Origin of the sequence: Streptomyces antioxidans, from assembly GCF_000968685.2 — a bacterium.
Classification (GTDB): domain Bacteria; phylum Actinomycetota; class Actinomycetes; order Streptomycetales; family Streptomycetaceae; genus Streptomyces; species Streptomyces antioxidans.
In genome coordinates, this window is record NZ_LAKD02000054.1 from 56,051 (window position 1) to 75,961 (window position 19,911).

The 19,911-nt window shown below is 71.2% G+C and carries 16 protein-coding genes, 1 tRNA gene and 1 riboswitch; of the genes, 6 read left to right on the top strand and 11 right to left on the bottom strand.

Features of this window, described 5'->3' with window-relative positions; genetic code table 11:
• Positions 1-55: 55 nt before the first annotated feature.
• From VT50_RS21880 to VT50_RS21890, 3 genes are all read left to right on the top strand, one after another.
• Positions 56-1,084: an SGNH/GDSL hydrolase family protein gene (locus VT50_RS21880; protein ID WP_046085155.1), complete on the top strand. Its 1,029-nt coding sequence runs from the start codon at positions 56-58 to the stop codon at positions 1,082-1,084.
• Between the two features lie 982 nt (positions 1,085-2,066).
• Positions 2,067-3,287, top strand: a complete 1,221-nt coding sequence (locus VT50_RS21885) for an acetyl-CoA C-acetyltransferase (protein ID WP_046085154.1) — start codon at positions 2,067-2,069, stop codon at positions 3,285-3,287.
• Between the two features lie 311 nt (positions 3,288-3,598).
• Positions 3,599-4,558 (top strand): hypothetical protein, encoded by a 960-nt coding sequence (locus VT50_RS21890; RefSeq protein WP_046085153.1) that lies wholly within the window; start codon positions 3,599-3,601, stop codon positions 4,556-4,558.
• A gap of 142 nt (positions 4,559-4,700) precedes the next feature.
• Here the strand turns inward: VT50_RS21890 and VT50_RS21895 are convergent, their stop codons facing one another.
• Positions 4,701-5,042, bottom strand: coding sequence for a hypothetical protein (locus VT50_RS21895; protein ID WP_046085152.1), 342 nt, complete (start codon positions 5,040-5,042; stop codon positions 4,701-4,703).
• A gap of 119 nt (positions 5,043-5,161) precedes the next feature.
• Here VT50_RS21895 and VT50_RS21900 point away from each other — a divergent pair, with 119 nt between their 5' ends.
• The gene (locus tag VT50_RS21900) at positions 5,162-5,392 is read left to right on the top strand and encodes a DUF4287 domain-containing protein (protein ID WP_037954490.1); all 231 of its coding nucleotides are present in this window, start codon (positions 5,162-5,164) and stop codon (positions 5,390-5,392) included.
• A gap of 169 nt (positions 5,393-5,561) precedes the next feature.
• Here the strand turns inward: VT50_RS21900 and VT50_RS21905 are convergent, their stop codons facing one another.
• Both VT50_RS21905 and VT50_RS21910 read right to left on the bottom strand, forming a co-directional pair.
• Positions 5,562-6,458 (bottom strand): Bax inhibitor-1/YccA family protein, encoded by an 897-nt coding sequence (locus tag VT50_RS21905; RefSeq protein WP_046085151.1) that lies wholly within the window; start codon positions 6,456-6,458, stop codon positions 5,562-5,564.
• 186 nt (positions 6,459-6,644) lie between these two features.
• Positions 6,645-6,727 (bottom strand) — tRNA-Leu (locus VT50_RS21910).
• A gap of 402 nt (positions 6,728-7,129) precedes the next feature.
• On the opposite strand from VT50_RS21910, the gene VT50_RS21915 reads away from it, so the two are divergent.
• Both VT50_RS21915 and VT50_RS21920 read left to right on the top strand, forming a co-directional pair.
• Entirely contained in the window at positions 7,130-7,912 is a 783-nt protein-coding gene (locus VT50_RS21915; RefSeq protein WP_046085150.1) for an ABC transporter ATP-binding protein, read from the top strand.
• A gap of 71 nt (positions 7,913-7,983) precedes the next feature.
• Positions 7,984-10,524 (top strand): ABC transporter permease, encoded by a 2,541-nt coding sequence (locus tag VT50_RS21920; protein WP_046085149.1) that lies wholly within the window; start codon positions 7,984-7,986, stop codon positions 10,522-10,524.
• 85 nt (positions 10,525-10,609) lie between these two features.
• Here VT50_RS21920 and VT50_RS21925 read toward each other — a convergent pair whose 3' ends face one another.
• The 8 genes from VT50_RS21925 to VT50_RS21960 form a co-directional block, all read right to left on the bottom strand.
• Positions 10,610-11,923, bottom strand: a complete 1,314-nt coding sequence (locus VT50_RS21925; RefSeq protein WP_046085148.1) for an SAM-dependent methyltransferase — start codon at positions 11,921-11,923, stop codon at positions 10,610-10,612.
• Positions 11,924-12,183: 260 nt separating this feature from the next.
• Positions 12,184-13,563 carry an NAD(P)/FAD-dependent oxidoreductase gene (locus tag VT50_RS21930; RefSeq protein WP_075200293.1) on the bottom strand — a complete coding sequence of 460 codons (1,380 nt, stop codon included), beginning with the start codon at positions 13,561-13,563 and terminating at the stop codon, positions 12,184-12,186.
• 394 nt (positions 13,564-13,957) lie between these two features.
• Entirely contained in the window at positions 13,958-14,917 is a 960-nt protein-coding gene (locus tag VT50_RS21935) for a Ppx/GppA phosphatase family protein (RefSeq protein ID WP_046085146.1), read from the bottom strand.
• Positions 14,914-15,462, bottom strand: a complete 549-nt coding sequence (locus VT50_RS21940; protein WP_046085145.1) for a DUF501 domain-containing protein — start codon at positions 15,460-15,462, stop codon at positions 14,914-14,916. Before VT50_RS21940 ends, VT50_RS21935 begins: the two co-directional genes overlap by 4 nt.
• A 70-nt stretch (positions 15,463-15,532) precedes the next feature.
• Positions 15,533-16,015, bottom strand: a complete 483-nt coding sequence (locus VT50_RS21945) for an FtsB family cell division protein (RefSeq protein WP_046085144.1) — start codon at positions 16,013-16,015, stop codon at positions 15,533-15,535.
• Positions 16,016-16,119: 104 nt separating this feature from the next.
• Complete coding sequence (gene eno / locus VT50_RS21950) at positions 16,120-17,400, bottom strand: phosphopyruvate hydratase (protein ID WP_046085143.1); 1,281 nt, start codon at positions 17,398-17,400, stop codon at positions 16,120-16,122.
• A gap of 266 nt (positions 17,401-17,666) precedes the next feature.
• Positions 17,667-18,347: a transglycosylase family protein gene (locus tag VT50_RS21955; RefSeq protein ID WP_046085142.1), complete on the bottom strand. Its 681-nt coding sequence runs from the start codon at positions 18,345-18,347 to the stop codon at positions 17,667-17,669.
• Between the two features lie 6 nt (positions 18,348-18,353).
• A riboswitch (cyclic di-AMP (ydaO/yuaA leader) is annotated at positions 18,354-18,521 on the bottom strand.
• A gap of 255 nt (positions 18,522-18,776) precedes the next feature.
• Positions 18,777-19,823, bottom strand: coding sequence for a LysM peptidoglycan-binding domain-containing protein (locus VT50_RS21960; RefSeq protein WP_046085141.1), 1,047 nt, complete (start codon positions 19,821-19,823; stop codon positions 18,777-18,779).
• Between the last annotated feature and the right edge of the window lie 88 nt (positions 19,824-19,911).

The window sequence follows — 19,911 nt, forward strand, 5'->3', positions numbered from 1 at the left end:
GGCGTACAAAGGAGAGGGAAGCGCGTGCGCGTGCGGACGGAGGTGGGCTGGACCCATGTCGATGTCGAGGGCGAGGGTGGCGCGGCGGATCGCCGCCGCGGCGGCGTACGGGGGCGGCGGGATCGGGCTGCTGGGCGGGGTGACCGCCGTGCTGCTGCTCACCGAGGTGTCCCACGCGAAGCGGGTCGTGGGCGGATCGGACGATCCGCCTCCGCGCGCGGACGGCCGATATGGCTTCGCCTTCGCCCGCAGAACCGGCCAGCCACCACTGCGGCTGGCCTTTCTCGGCGACTCCACGGCCGCCGGGCAGGGCGTCCACCGCCCTAGTCAGACACCGGGCGCGCTGCTCGCCTCGGGCCTTGCGGCGGTCGCGGAGCGCCCGGTGGACCTGCGGAACGTGGCACTGCCGGGGGCGCAGTCCAGCGATCTGGAGCGCCAGGTCACGCTGGTGCTGGAGGATCCGGACCTGCTCCCCGACGTCTGCGTGATCATGATCGGCGCCAATGACGTCACCCGGCGGATGCCGCCCGCCAAGTCGGTGCGGCTGCTGTCGGACGCGGTGCGCAGACTGCGCGACAGCGGCTGCGAGGTGGTCGTGGGCACCTGTCCCGACCTCGGCACGATCGAGCCCGTCTATCAGCCGCTGCGCTGGATCGCGCGGCGGCTGAGCCGACAGCTGGCCGCCGCGCAGACGATCGGGGTGGTGGAGCAGGGCGGGCGCACGGTCTCGCTGGGCGATCTGCTGGGCCCGGAGTTCGCGGCGAATCCGCGGGAGCTGTTCGGCCCGGACAACTACCACCCCTCGGCGGAGGGGTACGCCACGGCCGCGATGGCCGTTCTGCCGACCCTGTGTGACTCGCTGGGCCTGTGGCCCGAGGAGGCGCCGGAGATGCTCGACGAGGGCATCCTGCCGGTCGCCACGGCGGCGGCCGAGGCGGCCGCGGAGGGCGGCACCGAGGTCACCGCGGCCCGCGGCCCCTGGGCACGGCTGCTGCGCCGCCAGGGCCGCACCACGAAGGAGCCCGCGACCGTATCCGGCTCCCCCGACACCTCGTCCCCGACGCCGCCCTCTCCGGGCCCGTGACCCCGGCCCGGCCGGGGACTACGGGCCCCTGCCCGGACCGAGGGGCCACGGCGCGGCGCGGCCGTATCCAGCACCCCCCGACACCCCATCCCCGACGCCGCCCCCACCCCTCCGGGCTCCTGACCCGAGCCGGGGGCCGGGCCTGGGGGGCTACAGACCCCCGCCCGTACCGCGCCGGAGGCCGGGCCGAGGGGCCACGGCGCGGCGCGGCCATATCCAGCACCCCGACGCCCCGTCCCGACGCTGCCCCCTTCGGGCCGCTGACCTTACGCGGACCCGCGCCCCGGGGCGGGGCCGACCGCTCACGCGGGCCCGGCCCGGAACGGCGCGCCCCCAGGAGCGCGGGCTGATGCACTCGGCCAGGTGCGGCTTCGTCTCGGCGCCTTCGGCGCGATTGAGCATGGGTCGGGAGGTGCCGGGCCGGGCTCTCGTCGCAGGCCGCCGGGCCGGTGGGAGCGGAGGCCGGTGACGGATTCCCGGCTGGGGCTGGGGCCGAAACCGGACAGCGGGAGGGCGGGGGTGCTTCCAGAATTCGCTTGATGTATTAGTTGCGCCAGATCAAGCGATTTTTCAAGGGGGTGCCCGAACCCCCGGCGCCCGTGGCCCGGAGCGGACCCCGGCCCCCGAGCACGGAAGCCGCCACCGGCGACCACCTCCACCGGCCGGCGCCCGGCGACGCATCCCGCGCCCCGGCGCCCCTGCCCCATGCTCAATCGCCGAAGGCGCGAGACGGCGCCGCGCCCGGCGGCGGTGCGGACCCCGACGGGCGCCCGCACCGCCCGCAATGCGGCGCCCCCGGGGGCTGGTCCTGGACGCCGGTCCCGGGCGAACCCCGGTCCGCTGAGCGTACGCTTGGAAAAAAGAGTTCCGCGTCACAGCCCGCACCCCGTGACCCTGCCGATACGTACGGGTAACTTCCCTCGAAGTACCGCCCCATCTCGCCCACCTCGCCCACCTCACCCCTCGCCCCCATGGAGCCGTGATGCCCGAAGCAGTGATCGTCTCTGCCGCCCGTTCCCCCATCGGCCGCGCCTTCAAGGGTTCGCTCAAGGATCTGCGGCCCGACGACCTCACCGCCGAGATCATCCAGACCGCGCTCGCCAAGGTCCCCGAGCTCGACCCCCGCGAGATCGACGACCTGATGCTCGGCTGTGGGCTCCCGGGCGGCGAGCAGGGGCACAACCTGGGGCGGATCGTGGCCGTACAGCTGGGGATGGACCACCTCCCCGGCTGTACGATCACCCGCTACTGCTCCTCCTCACTCCAGACCTCGCGGATGGCACTGCACGCCATCAAGGCGGGCGAGGGCGACGTCTTCATCTCGGCGGGCGTCGAGATGGTCTCGCGGTCGAAGAAGGGCACCTCGGACGGGCTGCCGGACACCCACAACCCGGTGTTCGCGGAGGCCGAGGCCCGTACGGCCGCACGCGCCGAGCAGGGCGGATCCGACTGGCACGACCCGCGCGAGGACGATTCGCTGCCCGATCCGTACATCGCGATGGGCCAGACCGCCGAGAACCTGGCCCGGCTCAAGGGGATCACCCGCGAGGAGATGGACGAGTTCGGCGTGCGGTCCCAGAACCTCGCCGAGGAGGCCATCAAGAAGGGCTTCTGGGAGCGCGAGATCACCCCGGTGACCACCCCCGACGGCACGGTCGTCAGCCAGGACGACGGCCCTCGCGCGGGCACCACCCTGGAGGGGGTGCAGGGCCTGAAGCCGGTCTTCCGCCCCGACGGCCGGATCACCGCGGGCAACTGCTGCCCGCTCAACGACGGCGCCGCGGCGCTGGTGATCATGTCCGACACCAAGGCGCGGGAGCTGGGCGTGACCCCGCTGGCGCGGATCGTGTCCACCGGTGTCACCGGCCTCTCCCCCGAGATCATGGGCTACGGCCCGGTCGAGGCGTCCAAGCAGGCGCTGGCCCGCGCCGGGATGTCGATCGGCGACATCGACCTGGTGGAGATCAACGAGGCGTTCGCCGCGCAGGTCATCCCGTCCTACCGCGATCTGGGCATCGACCTGGACCGACTCAATGTCAACGGCGGCGCGATCGCCGTGGGCCACCCCTTCGGCATGACCGGCGCCCGGATCACCGGCACGCTGATCAATTCGCTGCAGTTCCACGACAAGCAGTTCGGCCTGGAGACCATGTGCGTCGGTGGCGGCCAGGGCATGGCGATGGTCATCGAGCGCCTGAGCTAGGCGACGCGCCTGAGCTAGGCGGCGCCCGGGGTCCCCGTCGCCGGGGGCTCCGCCCCCTGGGCCCAGGGGGCCGCGGGCCTGCCCCGACCCGTCTGCGACACTGGTTCGATCCGGGCCGTGACCGAATCTCCCCCAGGATGTGACAAAAGTCCTGGGAGAGCGCCGTCTCCGCAGCTCAGCACCGGTGACCATAGGCCCGCCCGGTTCCGAATTCTGCCCATTTGGTGATGGTATGCGCTGACGTCGAGAGGCGATAAGCCTCAAGCTGAGGTAGGAATTCGGGGGATCTACAGCCAACCGGGAGTACGTCAGTGAGCCCCACGAGTCTTGTCCTCCTCCTGGCCGCGGTGACCGCCACGGCCGTAGGGGCCGCCGCCTTGCACACCGCACGCGGGGTGCGCCGGCAGATCAGTGAGCTGCACGCCGAGCTCGCGGCCACCGCGACCACCGTGGCCGCCGGTGCCCGGACGGGCGGCGGCGGAAGCACGGGCGGCGGCGGAGGGGACGGTGGCGAGGAGGGCGGCGCGACGGTGCCCGCACCCCGCGCCACCCCGGCCGCCGAGATACGCGCGGCCGTCGCCGACGCGCTGGCCGAGGAGCGGGAGCGCGAACTGGCCGAGGCGCGGGCGTTCTGGGCCGCCCAGGAGGCCCGGGACTCCGCCGGATCGGCCGACGCCCACTCGCTGCTGAACGGGCCGGGCGGGTTCGGCGAGGACGCCCCCCAGGACGCGCAGCTCTTCGTGCCCCGCCAGGCCGACCTGGCCGGGCTCGAACCGCTGCTCGGGCTGGACGCGCTGGGCCCCGAGGCCATGGACTCCGCCGGGGACCAGGAGCCCGAGGTCGAGTCCGGGGTGGAGCTGGAGCTCGGCGCCGGGGCCGAGCCCGCGGCCGAGCCCCGGGAGTCGGCGGAGCTGGCGGCGGCCCGCCGCCGCCATCCGTCCCACCCCGACTTCACCCCGTCGTCACCCGTCGCCGACCACGACCGTACGGTCACCCGGCTCACCGAGCTGGCCGACGCCCGCACCCCGCTGTCCGACGTGCGGCCCGGTCCCCTCGGCACCCTCGATGTCTACGTCTTCGCCGACGGCACCACGATCTGCATGACCCCGGGCCACCGGGAGACGGCGGAGCGGCTGGCGGACGCGCTGCGCGAGGGCGCCGCCCCTGTGCTGCTGGGCGGCTCGGGCGTCTCCGGTGCGTACGCGCTCACGTTCGGTTGCGGCGAGGAGAACGTGTACGTCCTCGCCGACCGCGTCATCGCCTCCCTGTAAGGGCACATCGCGCTGTAAGGGCCACACCGCCCTGTGAGGACCACACCGCCCCGCAGCCAGGGGCGCTCGGACGACGCACACGGCATGCACTCAGACGGCACATGCGCAAGCGGGCCCCCAAGCCCACGCCGCATGCGAGCCCTCAGACGCCGCAGCGCCCGGTCGCCCCGGCCACCAGCGCCACCGCCTCGGCGGCCCCCCGCGCCGCATCCCCGCCCCCGGCGCCGCCCGGCGCACGCTCCAGCGCGTGCACCAAGTCGTGTCCGGCCACCGCCACCTGGTCGGCGACCACGAACAGCCCCGCGTCCGGCATGATCCGCGGCGGGGTTCCCGGCTCCTCGAGCCGCTGTGCGCGCACCGACAATTCCCTAGCCAGGGCCAGTCCTTCGGCCGCCGCGCCCGCGCGCAGCCGGGACTGCGGAAGGATGCGCAACCGGTCGGCCAGCCGGTCGACGGCGGTCAGGAGGGGGGTGACATCATCCACGCTCCGAGCGTATGCGCCACTGAGGGACTGTTGCCAACGGGCGAACAGTCAGGCACGGTGAGCTGAAGGAAACCCGGGCCATGGCCCCGGGTCCGGCATGGAAGCGTCCGGAGGCGCCGATGTCCCAAATCTTCTCCGACGAGACTCACCGGAACCTACTCTCCCGCATCCCCCAGTGCACGGGCCGTGAAGTCGCCGACTGGCTGCGCACGGTCGACGAGGGCCCCGCTTTCTTCCGATTCGAGGAGAAGGTCAGCTGGCTGCGCGGCGAGCACCAGCTCGCCTACGGCCATGCGAAGGCCATCATCCATGAACACGACTTGAGGCGTGCGGCACGCAAGCTGCTGTAGCCGCTGCCCGGAGGCAGAAGCGTGTATGACAGACCCACCGAACGGAGCGGCTTAAGCCGCACAGGAAGAAGGGCCCGCGGAGGTCTTCCCCTCCGCGGGCCCTTCTACGTGCTCCCTACGTGCTACGCGACACTCCGTGCGTGCTGCGCGACACTCCGGGCCAGAACCGCTAGTCCCTGAAGATCGAGATCAGCCGGAGCAGCTCCAGGTAGATCCACACCAGCGAGAGCGTCAGCCCGAAGGCGGCCAGCCAGGACTCCTCACGCGGAGCGCCGTACCGGACACCGTCCTCGACCTGCTTGAAGTCCATCGCCAGGAACGCCGCGCCGAGCACGACGCCGATCAGCCCGAAGACGATGCCGAGGCCACCGCTGCGGAAGCCGAGGCCGTCCCCGCCACCGATGGCGGCGAACAGCAGGTTGACCGCCATCAGCAGGATGAAGCCGATCGCGGCGGCGAGCACAAAGCGCTGGAATCGCGCGTTCACCCGGATGAGACGGGTCTTGTACGCGACGAGCACACCGACGAACACGGCCATCGTGCCGAGCACGGCCTGCATCGGGATGCCGGACCAGCGATCGTTGTACACCTGGCTGATGACGCCGAGGAAGAGACCCTCGAAGAGGGCGTAACCCATGATCAGCGCGGGCGAGGCCGTGCGCTTGAACGACTGGACGAGGCCGAGCACCATCGCCACGAGCGCGGCGCCGATGCCCACGCCCACCGGAAGCTGCGCGATCCACGCGACCGCGGCGGCGACGATGACGGTACCGAGGGTCATACCGGTGCGCATGACGACGTCGTCCATCGTCATGCGACCGGTCTGCAGCGTGCCCGCCGGCGGCGCGCCGTACATCTGCTGCAGCTGTTCGGGGGTCAGATTCTGCTGGTCGCCCGCCGCGTAGGGGTTCGTGGGCGCCTGTGTCTGCGCGTGCGGGTTACCGCCCGCGTACGGGTTGGCCTGACCGGCGGCGGGACTCCCGGCCTGCGGCGCCGCGCCGAAACCGGCGTAGCCGCCGCTGCGGCTGAACCCCCGTCGCGAGAAGACCGGGTTGCTGCTCCTCATCTCACTCCTCCGTGGCCGCCGGGCGCGACCTTGACTCAAGAGTAATGGGTAAGCAAAGAATGCACCCTAGTGCCCAAGGAGGATCTTTTCATGCAGGAAGAAGCCGCGCGAGGCCCCCTACGGACCCCGCGCACGCACTTGGGGCGACCAACCACACACGCTGAGTGCGCCCACCGGATCTGACGGTGCCCGGAACCGGACTTGAACCGGTACGCCCGCGAGGGGCAGCGAGGTTTAAGCTCGCCGTGTCTGCATTCCACCATCCGGGCGGCGGTTCCCTCTGGGCCGTACGGTGCGCATACGGCCCTCCCCTGGAAGAGAGCAGCACGAGCCTATCCGGGGACATGCCCCCGCACAGTGAATCCTCGGCCCGAGGTTGTCTTATTTTATTGGCAACTGAGGGTGCATCAGCAGCGGGGCGGGGTACCCGAAGATGCCGACGGCCATTGGACCTGCCGATATGCCCTGAACCCCCGTTAACTGGGGATTGACGCAATCTCGACGCCCCGGACGGGGCGTCCCCTCCTCCTCAAGGAGGACTCCGCCACCACCATCTACATCGCGAGACCCCCACAAGAACGGGAGCACGGGTTGATCCCGTCCCCCTTCACAACCGGAACCATGGAGTGACGTCCCGCCACTCCCGCAGAGCACGACAGGAGCCATCCACCGTGACCACCACCCCCTTCGGCGTCGAAACCGCCACCCGCGCCACCGCGGCGGCCGCCCGGGCCACGGACCTGAGCAAGGTCTACGGCGAGGGCGAGACCCAGGTAATCGCCCTGGATTCGGTCTCCGTCGAGTTCCACCAGGCGGAGTTCACCGCGATCATGGGCCCCTCCGGCTCCGGCAAGTCCACGCTGATGCACTGCATGGCGGGCCTCGACACCATCTCCAGCGGCTCGGCCAGGATCGGCGACGTCGAACTGACCACGCTCAAGGACAAGAAGCTCACCCAGCTGCGCCGCGACAAGATCGGCTTCATCTTCCAGGCGTTCAACCTGCTGCCGACGCTGAACGCGCTGGAGAACATCACCCTTCCGATGGACATCGCGGGCCGCAAGGCCGACCAGGCGTGGCTGGACCAGGTGGTGGCCACGGTCGGTCTGGCCGGGCGGCTCAAGCACCGCCCCAACCAGCTCTCGGGCGGTCAGCAGCAGCGCGTCGCCGTGGCCCGCGCCCTGGCCGGCCAGCCGGAGATCATCTTCGCCGATGAGCCGACCGGCAACCTGGACTCCCGCTCCGGCGCCGAGGTCCTGGGGTTCCTCCGCAACTCGGTGCGGGAGCTGGGCCAGACGGTCGTGATGGTGACCCATGACCCGGTCGCCGCGGCCTACTCCGATCGGGTGGTCTTCCTCGCCGACGGCCGGATCGTGGACGAGCTGCGCAACCCCACCGCCGACTCGGTCCTGGACCGCATGAAGCGCTTCGACGCCAAGGGCCGTACGAGCTGACTCGGGGCGCGCGCCCATACCCGCACGCCGCCCCGCACTCCCCCACCCCACCCCTTCAGGACTGACACCTCATGCTCCGTACCGCCCTGCGCAATGTGCTTGCGCACAAGGCCCGGTTGCTGATGACCGTGCTCGCCGTGATGCTCGGCGTGGCCTTCGTCGCCGGCACCCTGGTCTTCACCAACACCATCTCCGACGCGTACCAGAAGAGCTCCCAGAAGGGCTTCAAGGGCGTCGACGTCGCCATCACCCCCGACAAGAAGGACGACGACGCCGCCCACCCCGGTGAGGCGCCCCGGCTGAGCCAGCGGCTGCTGGACCAGGCGGCCAAGTCGCCCGGCGCCGCCTCCGCCTACGGTGTGGTGAAGGGCTCCTCCTCCCTCGCCGACAAGAAGGGCGACCTGATCGGCGGCGGCTTCTCCAACCTCGGCGGCAACTACTACCCGGGCGCCAACGGCAAGGACCCCCGGTACAACATGGCCGAGGGCCGCGCCCCCAAGTCCGCGGGGGAGATCGCGCTCGACTCCAGGACCGCCGAGCGCGGCCACTACAAGGCCGGGGACTCCATCCGGGTCTCCGTCGACGGCCCGGTGCGCACCGAGAAGGTCGTCGGCGTCTTCACCACCGACGACGGCAATGTCGCCGCGGGCGGCACCCTCGCGCTGTACGACACGGTCACCGCCCAGAAGCTGTTCGGCAAGCCCGGGCAGTTCGACGAGATCGATGTGAAGGCCGCCGCGGGCACCTCGCAGTCCACCCTGAAGTCGTCGATCGACAAGATCCTTCCCGAGCAGGCCAAGGCCAACACCGCCAAGAAGCTCGCCAAGGACCAGGCCAAGGCGATCGAAGAGGGCATGAGCAGCATGCAGACCGCGATGCTGGTGTTCGCCGGGATCGCGCTCTTCGTCGGCATCTTCATCATCGTCAACACCTTCTCCATGCTGGTCGCCCAGCGCACCAGGGAGCTCGCCCTGATGCGCGCGGTGGGTGCGACCCGCCGTCAGGTCACCCGCTCGGTGCTGATCGAGGCCACCGTCGTGGGCGCCGTCGCGGCCGTGGTGGGCCTCGCCGCCGGTGTCGGCATCGGCGCCGTGCTGCGCTCGGTGCTCAACTCCACCGGGGCCACGGTCCCGGACGGCCCGCTGGCCGTCGCGCCGACCACGGTGCTGACCTCGGTGGTCGTGGGCGTCGTGGTGACCGTGCTCTCCGCCTGGCTGCCCGGCCGCCGCGCCGCCAAGATCCCGCCGGTCGCCGCGATGAACAGCGTGCACGCCGCGCCCACCACCCGCGGCCTGGTGGTGCGCAACACCATCGGCACGATCCTCGCCGCGGCCGGTGCCGCGCTGGTGGTGACCGGTGCGCGCATGGGCAGCGACGGCAAGGGCCCGATGGCGTTCGGCGCCGCCGTCCTGGTGATCGGCGTCTTCGTGCTCACCCCGCTGCTGTCCCGGCCGCTGATCGCGGCCGCCGCCCCGGTGCTGCGGATCTTCGGGATGCCCGGCAAGCTGGCCCGGCAGAACGCGGTGCGCAACCCGCGCCGCACGGCCGCCACCGCCTCCGCCCTGATGGTGGGTCTCACCCTGATCACCGGTATGACGGTGATCGCCGGGTCCATGCAGAAGGGGATCGACAAGATGGCGGCCGACGGACTGAGGTCCGACTACGTCGTCAGCATGGGTACGCCCGGCGGGCGGCCGCTGTCGCCCGAGGTGTCCAAGTCCCTGGCGAAGCTGCCCGAGGTCACCTCGATCAGCCCGCTGCGCTCCTCCCCGGCCCGGGTCGCCGGTGACTCCGCGTCCCTGATGGGCGTCGACCCCAAGGCGATCAAGGACCAGGTGGGGATGGACTTCACCGAGGGCTCGTTCGGGGCGCTCGGAGGCACCAAGGCCCTCGTCGACGACAAGATCGCCGACAAGAACCACTGGAAGGTCGGCTCGGTCATCCCGGTGACCTACGAGGACGGCCGCGGCGGCAAGCTGACCGTGGGCGGCATCTACGAGGGCAACCAGATGATCAACGGCGTCATGGTCGACAGCGCCACGGTCACCCCGCACATGGCCACCGTCGCGGACTTCCAGGTGATGCTGAAGACCAAGGGCGGCGCCACGGAACACAACAAGGACCTGCTGAAGAAGACGCTCGGCCAGAACCCGGCGATCAAGATCCAGAACAAGCAGGACATCTCCGACGAGATCGCCAGCGCCTTCACCCTGATGCTGAACATGCTCTACGGGCTGCTCGCCATGGCCGTGATCGTCGCCGTGCTCGGTGTCATCAACACCCTGGCGATGTCGGTCTTCGAGCGGTCCAAGGAGATCGGCATGCTGCGGGCGATCGGCCTGGACCGGGGCGGCATCAAGCGGATGGTCCGGCTGGAGTCGCTGGTCATCTCGCTCTTCGGCGGGGTGCTCGGCCTCAGCCTCGGTGTCTTCTTCGGCTGGGCGGCCGGTGAGCTGATCGCCACCGAGCTGCCGAGCTACGAACTGGTGCTTCCGTGGCCCAGGATGGGCCTGTTCCTGCTGATGGCCGCCCTCGTGGGCGTCATCGCGGCGCTGTGGCCCGCCCGACGGGCCGCCAAGCTCAACATGCTGGCCGCCATCAAGGCCGAGTAGCCGCGTAGCGGAGCACAGCGCACACGGGACGTCCCCGTCCGCCCCTCCCCGGGGCGGACGGGGACGTTCGCGCGTGCGGCCGCCTTCAGCCGCGCCAGTCGCGGGCGCGCAGCGGCACCCCCGAGGCCCCGTCCTCCGGGGTGCGGACGGCGAGGACCTGGTTGACCCCGATCCGGTTGCGCTCGAAGGAGACGGCGGAGGCCGCCATGTAGAGCCGCCAGACCCGGGCCCGGCCCGGGGAGGTCAGCCGCACGGCCCGGGCCCAGGACCGCTCCAGGTTGGCGACCCAGCGGCGCAGCGTGAGCGCGTAGTGCTCGCGGATGGCCTCCACGTCGCGCACCTCGAAGCCCGCCTCCTCCAGCTGGGACACGGTCCGGCCGACCGGGGCGAGCTCGCCGTCGGGGAAGACGTAGCGGTCGATGAACTCGTCCACGTGGTACGCCTCTTCGTCCGGCTGGGGGCGCCGGGCGATCTGGTGGTTGAGCAGCCGCCCGCCGGGCCGCAGCAGCCGGTGCAGGATGGCGGCGTACTCGGCGTAGCGCACGGCGCCCACGTGCTCGGCCATGCCGATCGAGGAGATGGCGTCGTAGGGCCCGTCCGGGACCTCGCGGTAGTCCTGGACCCGGATCTCCACCTGGTCGGTGAGCCCTTCATCCGCGATCCGCTTACGGGCGTACGCCGCCTGCTCCTCGGAGAGCGTGACGCCGACCGCGCGCACCCCGTACTCGCGCGCCGCGTGCAGCACCATCGAGCCCCAGCCGCACCCCACGTCCAGCAGCCGCTGGCCGGGCTTAAGGGCCAGCTTGCGGCAGACCAGGTCCAGCTTGGCGCGCTGGGCCTCCTCCAGCGTGGAGTCCGCCCCGTCCCAGTAGGCGCAGGAGTAGACCATCGAGGGGCCGAGCACCAGCTCGTAGAAGTCGTTGCCGACGTCGTAGTGGTGGCTGATGGCCTTACGGTCGCGGCGCAGGGAGTGCAGCGGACCGAAGGTGGTCCGGGCCTCCTCGCGCGGCGGGGACGGCGGCAGCCCCGGCCCGGCGAGTGCGATCAACTCCCGGGCGGCGGCGCGCAGTGCGGGGTCGCGCAGCGCCTGGACGCCGGTGCGGAGCCGGGACCGCGGCGCGCTGGCGGGGCCGCGCTCCCACAGCAGCCCGGACAGGTGGTCCAGGGCTTCGTACAGATCGCCCTCGACATCGAGGTCCCCGGCGACCCAGGCGCGGGCCAGGCCCAGCTCGCCCGGCCGCCACAGGATCCTGCGCAGCGCCCGGCGGCGCCGGATGACCAGGGTGGGCGCGCCGGGCGGGCCGGTCTCACTGCGGTCCCAGGCGCGGACGCGGATCGGGAGGGGGGTTCCCAGCACCTCCTCGGCCAGGGTCGCGATCCGCCCAGCGGCGTCGGCCATTTCGCACCTCCGTGATGGCGACTCAGGAAGATTCACTCACCACGTAAACACCATGGAACCCGTTGTACAGTCCCGCCGACACGTCTGGAATCGGCAAAACAGCCTTAAAAGCGGGCCATCGGAGGGGCGGGGGCGTCCGGGGGCAGACGTAAGGGCGTCCGCACCACGGATGGCGGACGCCCTTGGCGTTCAGTTGTGCGGGCCGGGCCCGTACGGTCAGACCGGTCAGCCGCGTGGCCAGGCCGGTCGGGACCGTACGGTCAGGACGCCTTGGCCTTCTCGGCCGGGACCACGGCCTTGACCGCGGTCGCGGCGCTGACCGGCGCGGCGGCCTCGTAGAACTCCTCGCGGGGGTTCTCGATGGCGCCGAGCGAGACGACCTCGCGCTTGAGGAACATCCCCAGCGTCCAGTCGGCGAGCACCCGGATCTTGCGGTTGAAGGTCGGCATGGCCATGCCGTGGTAGCCACGGTGCATGTACCAGGCCAGGCGGCCCTTCAGCTTGATCTTCATCTTGCCGAAGACGATCATCGCGACGCCCTTGTGGAGGCCAAGCCCCGCGACGGCGCCCTTGTTGGCGTGCTTGTAGTCCTGCTGCGGGAAGCCCCGCATGCCGGAGATCACGTTGTCACCGAGGACCTTGGCCTGGCGCAGCGCGTGCTGGGCGTTCGGCGGGCACCAGGCGCCCTCGCCGGTGGCGAGGTCCGGGACCTGGGCGTTGTCACCGGCGGCCCAGATGTAGTCGCTGCCCTGGACCTGGAGGGTCGGGGCGGTGTCCACATGGCCGCGCGGGCCGAGCGGGAGGCCGAACCGGGCCAGCGCCGGGTTGGGCTTGACGCCCGCGGTCCACACGATGGTGTTGGAGTCGACCTCGAGGCCGTTCTTGAGGACGACATGGCCGTTGACGCAGGAGTTCATCGAGGTCTCGAGGTAGACCTCGATACCGCGCTTCTGGAGGTGCTCGAGACCCCACTTGCCCAGCTTCGGGCCGACCTCGGGGAGGATCTTGTCGGCGGCGTCGACGAGGACGAAGCGCATGTCCTCGCGCTTGACGCTGGGGTAGTACTTGGCCGCGTCGCGGGCCATGTCCTCGATCTCGCCGATGGTCTCCGCGCCGGCGAAGCCACCGCCGACGAAGACGAAGGTGAGCGCCTTGCGGCGGATCTCCCCGTCCGTGGTGGAGTCGGCCTTGTCGAGCTGTTCGAGGACGTGGTTGCGCAGGCCGATGGCCTCTTCGATGCCCTTCATACCGATGCCGTTCTCCGCGAGACCGGGGATCGGGAAGGTGCGGGAGACCGCGCCGAGGGCGACGACCAGGTAGTCGAAGGGCAGCTCGTACGTCTCGCCGACGAGCGGCTGGATGACGGCGACCTTGCGGTCCTGGTCGATGGTCGACACGCGGCCGGTGAGGACCTCCGCCTTGGGGAGCACGCGCCGCAGCGGAACCACGACGTGGCGCGGGGAGATGCTGCCGGCCGCAGCTTCGGGGAGGAAGGGCTGGTACGTCATGTACGAGCGAGGGTCGACGACCGTGACGGTCGCCTCGCCGTACCGCATCTTCTTCAGAATGCGGCGCGCCGCGTACAAACCAACGTACCCACCGCCTACAACGAGGATCCTGGGACGCTCCGTGGTGCTCATGATTCGAGTATCCAGCACCCCTTGGGGGGGACCTCGTGAGCCCCTTCACAAGCATGGTCTGAGTGTCTGCTACACTCCGCCGCCCCCGTGCTGGACGCCCTGTCCGCGGAGCGGAACCACTGACCGGATCGGCCCGTTCTCACCCCTCTGAACAGGGCTTGTGGTTGAACGCGGGAGTAGACCAGGCGGTCCGCGCGAGGCTACCTGACACCGCCCCCGCACCTCACCATCCGGTCAGTCGCGGGGCCCGGCCGCCGAAACCGCCCCCGAGCGCCGCATCGGGCGGCCACCAGGAGCCTATTTCATGTGAAGAGTTTCACGAACTTTCTCGGAGGCGGCTCGCGGAAGGCTCCCGAAGGGCGTTCCGCAGCCGCTCATACGTTATTCCACCCGCTCAGGCGATGCTCCAGGCGATCCCGTCGAGGATGTCATGCTCGCTCACCACGACCTCCTCGGCGCCGGTCCTTTCCATGATCGAAAGCAGGATGAGCGCCCCCGCGCCGATCACATCGACCCGCCCCGGGTGCATCACCGGGATCTCCGCCCGCTCCGCGTGGCTGGAGCCGAGCAGCCGGTCCGTGATCCCGCGGACCTGGCCGAGGGTGATCCGGGAGTGGTGGATCACGGAGGAGTCGTACTCCTCGAGGTCCAGCGCGATCCCGGCCACGGTGGTGACCGAACCGGCGAGACCGACCAGCGCGTGGCCGTCCGCGGGACGGCAGGCGCGGCTGAGCGGCACCGTGCGCTCGGCCAGGTCCAGCGCCCGCTCCACATCGGCCCTTATGGCGGCGATCTGATCCTCCGTCGGGGGATCGGTGATCCGCCCGTCCACCACCAGATGGCGCTCGGTCAGCCGTACGCAGCCGATGTCCACGCTGCGGGCCGCCCGCACCCCCGCGCCGCCCTCGACGAACTCCGTCGAACCGCCGCCGATGTCCACCACCAGATACGGCCCGGCGGCCTGGGGCCGGCCGGTGAGCTCCTTGGTGGCCCCGGTGAAGGAGAACTCCGCCTCCTGGTCCCCGGTGATCACCTCGGGCTCGACGCCCAGGATCTCCACGACCCCGCGCACGAACTCCGCGCGGTTCTCGGCGTCCCGGGAGGCGGAGGTGGCCACGAAGCGGACCCGCTCGGCGCCCAGCTCGCGGATGACCTCCGCGTACTCGCGGCAGGCGGCGAAGGTGCGCTCCAGCGCCTCGGGGGCCAGCCGGCCGGTGCGGTCCACGCCCTGGCCCAGCCGGACGATCTTCATCCGGCGGTCGAACTCGATCAGCTCCCCGGTGGCCGGATCGGCGTCCGCCACCAGGAGCCGGATCGAGTTGGTGCCGCAGTCCACGGCGGCGACGCGGGTCATGCGCTCTCCTCCCGGCTCGGGTCCTCGGTGCCGAGGGGGCTCACACACGGGCCCTTGCGCCACCACTCCGGCAGCATCGCGATCGCCTCGTCCCCCAGCGGATTGACCCCGGGGCCGGCCGCGAGGGAGTGGGCCACCAGGACGTGCAGGCACTTCACCCGGTCCGGCATCCCGCCCGCGCTGGGGAAGCCCCGGAGCACCTCGATGGCGTCGCGCCGCGCGATGTAGTCCTCGTGGGCGGCGCGGTAGGCGGCGGCCAGCTCGGGGTCGGTGCCCAGCCGGGCCGTCATCTCCTTCATCACGCCCCCGGCCTCCAGCGTGCCGATCGCGGACGCGGCACGCGGACAGGTCAGGTAGTAGAGGGTGGGGAAGGGCGTACCGTCCTCGAGCCGCGGCGCGGTCTCCACGACGTCCGGATTGCCGCAGGGGCAGCGGTGCGCGATCGCGCGCAGACCCCGGGGCACCCGGTTCAGCTGCTCCCGTACGGCGTGGATGTCCGCGTCGGTGGGCGCGGTGGGCTCCGTCTGGGGCGGGGGCGTATCCATGAGTGGGAAAGTTCTTCTTCTTCGTTTCGATTCGAACACCGGGTGCGGCCGGCGGCCGGGGCGCGGCGCCTCAGTGGCGCGCGCCGCCCGCCCCCGCCGCGTCCGCCGTGTCCACGGCGTCCCAGAGGTTGGTGTACCAGGGGCGGCCGGCCGCGCCCCGGTGGGAGGAGCGCTCGGTGGTGCCGCCGCCGTCCACCACGCTGTAGCCGGTCTCCCCCGGCATCAGGAAGTGCAGCCGCTCCCGGGCCTGCTGCTCGGTGTAGGCGGGGTCGCGCAGCCGGGCCTTCCGCTCCCGCAGCTCCTTCACGTCCTCGCGGGCGCGCTGGGCCTCGTGCCGCTGCTCGGCGATGTCGGAGCGCTGGGAGATGTACTGCCGCATCGGATACGCGAGCGCCACGACGAGGGAGCAGACGACCAGCGCGAGCAGGGCGGCCCGGCCGGTCAGCCGGCCGCGGCGGCGCTTGGTGCGCACGCGGTAGACCCGGGCGGCGGCGTGCTCGCCGAGCGCCTTGAGCCTGGTCGCGGTGGAGAACCGTTCCCGATCCGCCGGCACGTCGCCTCCCCGGTGATGGCTTCGCTTGGGTAACGCCGTCGAGCGGCGCCGTCCCCGGCCACGGTACGGGACCACGGCCGGGGACTAGCGTCAGACGTGTCCGCTCAGCCCTTGAAGCGCGGGAAGGCGGAACGGCCCGCGTACACGGCGGCGTCGTCGAGGATCTCCTCGATGCGCAGCAGCTGGTTGTACTTGGCCACCCGCTCGGAGCGGGCCGGGGCGCCGGTCTTGATCTGGCCGCAGTTGGTGGCGACGGCCAGGTCGGCGATGGTGACGTCCTCGGTCTCGCCGGAGCGGTGCGACATCACGCACTTGTAGCCGCTGCGCTGGGCCAGCTCGACCGCGTCGAGGGTCTCGGTCAGCGAGCCGATCTGGTTGACCTTGACCAACAGGGCATTGGCGGTGTCGCTGTCGATGCCGCGGGACAGCCGCTCGGGGTTGGTGACGAAGAGGTCGTCGCCGACCAGCTGGACCTTGTCACCGAGCTGCTCGGTGATGGTCTTCCAGCCCTCCCAGTCCTCCTCGTTCAGCGGGTCCTCGATGGAGACCAGCGGGTACGCGGCGACCAGCTCGGCGTAGTACGAGGACATCTCGGCGGCGGTGCGGGACTGGCCCTCGAACTGGTACGTGCCGTCCTTGTAGAACTCGGAGGCGGCGACGTCCAGCGCGAGCGCGATGTCCTGGCCCGGCTGGTAACCGGCCTTCTTGATCGCCTCGAGGATCAGGTCAAGCGCCTCGCGGTTGGAGCCGAGGTTGGGCGCGAAACCGCCCTCGTCGCCGAGGCCGGTGGACAGGCCGCGCTCCTTCAGCACGGACTTCAGCGTGTGGTAGACCTCGGCGCCCCAGCGCAGGGCCTCGGAGAAGGACTCCGCGCCCACGGGGGCGATCATGAATTCCTGGACGTCCACATTGGAGTCCGCGTGCGACCCGCCGTTGAGGATGTTCATCAGCGGTACCGGCAGCAGATGGGCGTTCGGGCCACCGAGGTAACGGAAGAGGGGGAGGTCGGACGCCTCGGAGGCGGCGTGCGCGACGGCGAGGGAGACGCCGAGGATCGCGTTGGCGCCGAGCGAGGACTTGTCCGGGGTGGCGTCCAGGTCGAACATCGCCTGGTCGATCAGCCGCTGCTCGGTGGCGTCATAGCCGACCAGCTCGGGGCCGATCTGCTCGATCACGGCGAGGACGGCCTTCTCCACGCCCTTGCCGTTGTAGCGGTTCTTGTCGCCGTCACGGAGCTCGAGGGCCTCGAAGGCGCCGGTGGAGGCGCCGGACGGGACGGCGGCACGGCCGGTGCTGCCGTCGTCGAGGCCAACCTCGACCTCGACCGTGGGGTTGCCTCGCGAGTCGAGGATCTCGCGAGCTACGACGACGTCGATGGACGGCACGAGGTTCTCCTTCGTATGGGTCTGCGGTAGCAGCACGAGCCTAACGGGCCGGGAGGGCTGCGCCCCGCGTTCGCCCGCCCCACGAGACGGGGGTGCGACGCAAAAAGCCAGATTCTGGATTAAAAATCCAGATTTCTTATGCATGGGGAGAGCCCCGGCGGGACGCGCCACAGGGGCGGCACGCCCCGGCCGGGGCTCGTTCTCGGGGACGCGGCCCCGGAAGAGGTCCCCGGGAAGGGTCCTCGGGCCGGGGCCGTGACCGTGGCTCAGCGGAGGTGCAGCCGCTGACCCGGGAAGATCAGATCGGCCTGCTTCACGATGTCCTTGTTCAGCTTGAAGAGCTTCTTCCAGCCGCCCTTGACGTCATGGTCCTTGGCGATCTTGCCGAGGGTGTCGCCGGACTTGACCTTGTACTCGCCGTCACCCTTCTTGATCGGGCCGCGGGTCTGGTGCCGCGCGGCGTGCTCGGGCGCGGTGTGCGGCTGCGCCTTCGGCTGGGCCTCCGGCTGAGCCGACTCGGTGGTCGCCGAGGACCGGTCCTGCGAACCGGAGGGCGCGGACGGGGCGGACGGGCTGCCGCCGGAGGTCAGACCCTTGCCGCAGACCGGCCAGGCGCCCTTGCCCTGGCTGCCCAGGACCTTCTCGGCGATCTGGATCTGCTGGGCCTTGCTGGCCTGGCTGGCGGTGGGGGCGTAGGCCGTGCCGCCGTAGGCGGCCCAGGTGGAGCTCGAGAACTGCAGACCGCCGTAGTAGCCGTTGCCGGTGTTGATCGACCAGTTGCCACCGGACTCGCACTGCGCGACCTGGTCCCACTGCGAGGTGGTGGCCGCGGAGGCGGAGGTCGCCCCGAGGAGCGGTGCCGCCACGGCGGCACCGGCGAGACCGGTGAGCGCGGCGATACGGGTGGCCTTGGAGGGGCGGCGGTGCTTCCCGTTGGACTTGAGCATTTTGGTTCGTTTCCTCACCGACGCCTACGAGGTGAGCTGTCGGGTTCGGACGTGAGTTGCCCGGCCGGTCGCGATGGTCGCTCCCGGCTTCACCCCTAGCCGACGAGCCCGTATCCACAGGCCACTCGGCACCTACCTTGGGTCCCCCGCTCCTGCCTTCGGCGCTGACGCGTCGGTTTCCCCCCGACCGCCGGCAGGATTGGGCGTGACGATCGAGGGTGCCCGCGGTAGCGAGCGAAAAGACGGTAAACACACCTCCCCAGAACGTTCAAACACCCCAAGCGAAGCGAATGGGTCTGTAATTGATCTCACCCGGTCTACATCGACGCAGGTGGGTCCGGGTGAGGAGGGATCGGACACGAGGTGCGCCCGGGAAGATGTGACGAGATGTATGTCTCACTGGGGCCAGACCGGGCAATTCTCCCCGAATCACTGCTCCCTGATGGTGAGGTCAAGTCGCTGACCAGGGATGATCAGATCCGGGTCGGCTCCGATGAGGTCCTCGTTGGTTTCGTAGAGCCCTTCCCAACCCCGGGCCACATTCTGGTGTTCGGCGATCCCTGACAGGTTGTCACCGGGGCGAACGGTGTAATCGTCGCCCGAGGAGCCGTCGTCGCGGTCCGAGGCGCCGCGCGAGGCATGGCGCCCGGAGGGCCGCCCGCCCCCCGCACCGCCGTCGTCGGCCCGCTCCCCGGCGTCCGGGGAGCCTCGGTGGCGGCCGGAGGACGACGGGTCGGCGGAGGGGTTCTTGGAGCCGTCCGACTCCGAGGGGTCATCCGGGTCCGAAGGGCCGTTCGAGGCCGGGTCGTCCGAGGCGGACCCGTCAAGACCGCCGGGGGACTCGGAGGTGTGGGGCGCCTGCGGCTCCTCGGCCGACCCGGACGCGTCCGGCGCGTCCTGCCCGTTCGGCCCATCCGACCCGTCCCGCCCGTCGGCGCCGCCGGACGCCCCCGAGCGGTCCGCGTCCGAGCCGCCCGAGTCCGAGCGGTCCGCGTCGGAGGAGGAGCCGTCCCGCCCCCGGTCGCCGGAGCCGTCCCCGCCGCGGCCCGTCCCCGGGTCCGGAGTGGCCGTGCCGCCGGGGTCCACATCGGGGGCGCCGCCGCCGTCGGTGAGCCCGGCGCCCAGCGCGCAGCTCGGCCAGGCGTCGGGGCCGCGGTCGTCCAGGATCGCCTCGGCGACGGATATCTGCTGGGAACGGCTGGCGAGGTCGGGGCGCGGGGCGTACGCCGTGCCGCCGTAGCTCTTCCACATGTCGAGGGTCAGCTGGAGCCCGCCGTAGAAGCCGTTGCCCTCGTTGGCGCTCCACATGCCGCCGCTCTCGCACTCGGCGACGTGATCCCATGTGGCGGTCTGGGCGGCCTGTGCGCCGGACGCCCCGAGGAGGGGCAGGGCGAGGCCCGCTCCCGTGACCCCCGCCGCGACGATGATGGCCGGGGCCTGACGGGGGCGACGGTGTCGACCATTACCGGAACGCATGCGATTGACCTCTCCTATGACGCTGTGCCGCCCTGGCGACAGGGTTCGCCGGTGAACATAGCGAGGGCGCTCGATCATCACAAGGCGA